Genomic DNA, 4,731 nt, shown 5'->3' on the forward strand with positions numbered 1-4,731 from the left:
GGCACCGTGGCGTCCCACGGCCGCAGCCACGCCACGTTGCGGCGCCGCGCGTCGCGCCAGGCGGCGGCGTCGGAGAACGCCAGCGGGCGGACGGTGACCTCGTCGCTGGTCAGCCGGGCCGGCCAGCCGTTCAGTGGTCGCTCCCCACGCTCGGCCTCAATGGTCGCCTCCGGCAACCTGTTCCACGGCATGCACCACGATGGGCCGGAGCACGGCGAGACCGTCCTTCACCCCGCCCCGCGAGCCGGGGAGGTTGACCACGAGACACGTCCCGGCGACGCCGGCCAGCCCGCGGGACAGCGCGGCGGCGGGCACGCCCTGGGCGACGCCGTGGGCCCGGATCGACTCCGCGATGCCGGGCACCTCGCGGTCCAGCAGCGGCCGCGTCACCTCCGGCGTGAGGTCGGTCGGCGTCAGCCCGGTGCCGCCGGTGGTGAGCACCACCCGGGCGCCGCCCTCCACGGCGGCCGCGATCGCGGCGCCGACGGGATCGCCGTCGGGGACGACCACCGGCGCGTCGACCGCGAACCCCAGCTCCTGCAGGAACGTCACGATCAGCGGGCCGGTGGTGTCCTCGTAGACGCCGGCCGCCGCGCGGTTGGAGGCCACCACGACCTCGGCGCGCAGGCTCATCCGCGGCTCCAGTCGCCGGACCGGCCACCGGACTTGGTCTCGACCCGCACGTCGGTGATCACCGCGGCCTTGTCGACCGCCTTGACCATGTCGACGACCGTGAGCGCGGCGACCGAGACCGCGGTCAGCGCCTCCATCTCCACCCCGGTGCGGTCGGTGGTGCGCACGGTGGCGCGGATCTCCACGCACGGCTCGGGCTCGTCGGCGACGGTCAGGTCGACCGTCACCCCGGAGATCGCCAGCGGGTGGCACAGCGGCACCAGCGCCGGGGTCTGCTTGGCGGCCATGATCCCGGCGACCCGGGCGACGCCGAGCGCGTCGCCCTTCGGCACGCCCTCGCCGCGCAGCAGCGCGACCACGCGCGCCGAGACGAGCACCCGCCCGGACGCGGTCGCGGTGCGGGCCGTGACGTCCTTGCCGCTGACGTCGACCATCCGCGCCGCCCCGGACTCGTCGACGTGGGTGAGCCGCTGCGGCGAATCGGGCATCGTCTAGAACTCCTCGTCGAGCCTCAGGACCTGGACCTGGTCGCCGGCCGCGAGCGCGGTGACGCTGTCGGGCACCACGACCAGCGCGTTGGACGATGCCAGATCGCCGATCAGGTGGGAACCGTGCCCGCCGACCGGGGTCACCGACGGCCCCGAACGGTCGACGGCGTACTCCGCCCGCACGAACTGGCGCTTGCCCAGCGGGGAGCGCAGGTCGTGGGTGAGGCGGGCGCCGGTCGCCGGGCGGGCATACGGCGTGCGGCCCATCAGCTTGCGGATCGCCGGGAGCACGAACTGCTGGAAGGAGATGTACGACGACACCGGGTTGCCCGGCAGCGTGAAGATCGGGGTGCGGTCCTCGCCGACGTGCCCGAAGCCCTGCGGCTTGCCCGGCTGCATCGCCACCCCGCCGAACCAGACGGTGCCCAGCGGGCTCAGCGCCTCCTTGACGACGTCGAAGTCGCCCTGGGAGACCCCGCCGCTGGTGACCACGAGGTCCGCGCGGACCAGCTGGTCGTAGAGCGCCTCGAGGAACGCCCGCGGCTCGTCGGGGACGATCCCGACCCGGTAGGCGATCGCGCCGGCCGCGCGGGCGGCGGCGGCGAGCAGGAAGGAGTTGCCGTCGTAGATGGAGTCGTGGCCGAGCTCGGTGCCGGGCTCGCGCAGCTCCGAGCCGGTCGAGATCACCACGACCCGCGGACGCGGCCGCGACCGCACCGTCGCCCGGCCGACCGAGGCGAGCAGACCCAGGTGTCGCGGGCCGAGCACGGTGCCGTGCGAGAGGACGACGTCACCGGCGGCGACGTCCTCCCCCGCCGGGCGGACGTGCTGGCCGCGGGTGGGTGCCTGCTCGATGCGGACCTGGGCCACGCCCCGGTCGGTCCACTCGTAGGGCACGACGCTGTCGGCGCCCGCCGGCACCGGCGCCCCGGTCATGATCTTGACCGCCGTGCCGGGCGACATCGCGAGCAGCTGGGCCTGGCCGGCGCCGATCTCGCCGACCACCGGCAGGTGCACCGGGGTCTCCTCGGTCGCGGTGACGACGTCCTCGTGGCGTACGGCGTACCCGTCCATCGCGGAGTTGTCGAACGACGGCAGCCCGATCGGCGCGACCACGTCCTCGGCCGCGGCCAGGCCGAGGGTGTCCATCAGCGGCTGCGGGAAGTCCGGCAGCGGCTCGACGGCCGCGAGGATCCGGGCGAGGTGGTCGTCGACCGAGGTGAGCCCCTCAGCCATCGGTGAGGACGGTGTCGGGGTCGATGCGCTGGGCGGAGGATGCGGACAACGCGACGTCACCGACGACCTGCACGCCGTGCCCGAAGGTCCAGTCGCCCTCGATGCGCAGCGAGCTGGCCTTCCTCATCGACGGGGCACCGTCGGGGAACCGCTTGTCGAACTCCCCGACGAGCTTGTAGTAGTCCTCGTCGAGGTCGATGAACGGCAGCTCGGGGGCGGACTGGTCGAGCACGAAGTCCTGGCCGAGGTCGTAGACGTCCGAGCGCAGCACGAGCAGGTCGTTGGTGGTCTTGACGGGCACGAACCGGTCGCGACCGACCTCGATCAGCCGCGCGTCCTCGAAGACCTCGATCGCCGCGCCCATCGCGGTCTCGATCTGGATCACCTCGGGCGTCGAGCGGTCGCTGGGGTCGAGCGTCTTGACGTTGCGGATCAGCGGCAGGCCGAGGATGCCCTGGCGCACGTCGAGCGCGTGCTTCATCGCGGCCAGGTCGAACCACAGGTTGTTGGTCGAGCAGAACCGGTGGCGGTCGAGGTCGGCGAGCGCCTCCTGGTCCTGCGCCGGGGTCTGCGCGGTCTCGCGCAGCACGATCCGGCCGTCGATCTTGCGCCGGGCGAAGTGGCCGCCCTTGCGGTCGGAGGGAGTACGCCGGACCGCCTCGATCGCGAACGGGGCGCCCGAGGTCGCGAACCAGCCCGCGACCCGAGCGTCCGGGACCGCGCCCAGGTTGTCGGAGTTGGACACGAACACCCGCTCGTAGCCGGCCTCGATCAGCCGCTCGAGCAGGCCGGTGCCGCGCAGCGCGGTGTAGAGGTCGCCGTGCCCGGGCGGGCACCACTCGAGGTCGGGGTCCTTGGGCCAGCTCGCCGGGGAGAGGTCCTTCGCGAGGAGCTTGGGCTCCTTGTTCTGGAGGAACTCCAGCGGCAGCCCGTCGACCGGCAGGTCCTCGTAGCGCGCGAGCGCCGCCATGGTGTCGTCGGAGGTGCGGAAGCTGTTCATGAAGGTCAGCGGCAGGGTCGCGCCGTACTCCGTGCGCAGGTGCAGCACCTGGCGGGCGATGATGTCGAGGAACGACAGCCCGCGGCGCACGCACAGCAGGGACTTGGCGCGGTCCATGCCCATCGAGGTGCCGAGCCCGCCGTTGAGCTTGATCACCGCGGTGGTGCGGATCGCCTGCGCCGCGTCCTCGTCGGAGACCGCGACCGCGGCCAGCGACTCCATGTCCACCGGCTCGATCGACGACTCCGGGATCATGCCCGTCTCGCCGTGCTCGAGGAGCCGGTAGTAGTGGGCGAACGTCTCGATGGCGACCTCGTCCACACCCGCCGAGGCCATCTTGTCGCGTGCCCGTTTCAAGCCAGCGCTACCCATGATCACGATCGTAGGCTTCCCCCGTGAGCGGCTCCCAATCACCCGGCCAGACACCCGGTCAGTCACCCGGTCAGTCACCCGGCCGGTCTCTCGCCAAGACCGCCGTCCGCGACCGCCTGCTGACCGCCCGGCACCGGCGACCGGTGGGCGAGGTCGGCGAGGCCGGCCGGGCCATCGCCGAGCACCTGATGGCCGTCCCGGAGGTACGCCGGGCGGCGACCGTCACGGCGTACGCCTCGATCGGCGGCGAGCCCGGCACCGGCGTCCTGCTCGACGCGCTGCGAGCCGCCGGCAAGCGGGTGCTGCTGCCGGTGGTGCTGCCGGACCTCGACCTCGACTGGGCCGTGTACGACGGCGACCTGGTGCCGGCGCGCCGGGGACTGCTCGAGCCGCCCGGGGCCCGGCTGGGCCCGGACGCGATCGCCACCGCGGACGCGGTCCTGGTGCCTGGGCTCGCGGTGTCGCGCTCCGGGGTGCGGCTGGGCCAGGGCGGCGGCTGCTACGACCGCGCCCTGGGGCGGGTGCCGGTGGGGACGTTCACCTGCGTGCTGCTCTACGACGACGAGGTCGGGATCGAGGTGCCCGTGGAGCCCCACGACCGGCCGGTCGGCTGGGCCGCCAGCCCGTCCGGGGTCGTCCGCCTCGGCTGATCCGAGGTCGACCCGCCCGAAACTCTCGGGCGGGTCAACGTGGGATCAGTCGCCCGCGGTCGGCTCGAGGGTGAGGACGTCCTCGCCGGCGTCGCCGACGGCCGCGGCTGTGAACGGCCAGGGCAGCGTCTCGCCGTCGGCCCAGAGGTCGGTCTGGTCGGTGTAGTGCGCGGCGAACGGGTGCCCCGAGACACCGGTCAGGTTGATCCAGCGGGAGGCGTCGAGGTCCGCGAGCGACACGACCATCCGCAGGGAGGGGGCGCTCGTGACGGCGTACCCCCGCGCGGCGTCCCAGGCCGTGGCGTCGACCGACGCCGGCCCACCACCGACCTCCCAACCGCCGCGGTCCGCC

Annotated in this window: 6 protein-coding genes and 1 pseudogene; 1 reads left to right on the forward strand and 6 read right to left on the reverse strand. The window is 73.7% G+C overall.

The annotated features are described in order from the left end of the window. The 5 genes and pseudogenes from VGD85_RS18005 to VGD85_RS18025 all read right to left on the reverse strand — a co-directional run. A pseudogene (locus VGD85_RS18005) lies at positions 1-191 on the reverse strand (hypothetical protein); the annotation flags it as partial. Continuing rightward, entirely contained in the window at positions 157-633 is a 477-nt protein-coding gene (locus VGD85_RS18010) for a MogA/MoaB family molybdenum cofactor biosynthesis protein (RefSeq protein WP_331064812.1), read from the reverse strand. The gene VGD85_RS18010 and the pseudogene VGD85_RS18005, both read right to left, overlap by 35 nt. Next, positions 630-1,121, reverse strand: a complete 492-nt coding sequence (gene moaC, locus VGD85_RS18015; RefSeq protein ID WP_331064813.1) for a cyclic pyranopterin monophosphate synthase MoaC — start codon at positions 1,119-1,121, stop codon at positions 630-632. Before moaC ends, VGD85_RS18010 begins: the two co-directional genes overlap by 4 nt. Positions 1,122-1,124: 3 nt before the next feature. Further along, positions 1,125-2,357, reverse strand: coding sequence for a gephyrin-like molybdotransferase Glp (gene glp, locus VGD85_RS18020; protein ID WP_331064814.1), 1,233 nt, complete (start codon positions 2,355-2,357; stop codon positions 1,125-1,127). Continuing rightward, positions 2,350-3,729: a UTP--glucose-1-phosphate uridylyltransferase gene (locus VGD85_RS18025; RefSeq protein ID WP_331064815.1), complete on the reverse strand. Its 1,380-nt coding sequence runs from the start codon at positions 3,727-3,729 to the stop codon at positions 2,350-2,352. The genes glp and VGD85_RS18025 overlap by 8 nt, the downstream gene beginning before the upstream one ends. A 23-nt stretch (positions 3,730-3,752) precedes the next feature. Between VGD85_RS18025 and VGD85_RS18030 the strand changes: the two genes are divergently transcribed. Beyond that, positions 3,753-4,379: a 5-formyltetrahydrofolate cyclo-ligase gene (locus VGD85_RS18030; protein WP_331064816.1), complete on the forward strand. Its 627-nt coding sequence runs from the start codon at positions 3,753-3,755 to the stop codon at positions 4,377-4,379. 45 nt (positions 4,380-4,424) lie between these two features. Here VGD85_RS18030 and VGD85_RS18035 read toward each other — a convergent pair. Next, on the reverse strand, positions 4,425-4,731 hold a 307-nt coding region (locus VGD85_RS18035), incomplete at its 5' end, for a penicillin acylase family protein (RefSeq protein ID WP_331064817.1).

The sequence above is a fragment of the Nocardioides sp. genome, assembly GCF_036401255.1.
Lineage (GTDB): Bacteria > Actinomycetota > Actinomycetes > Propionibacteriales > Nocardioidaceae > Nocardioides.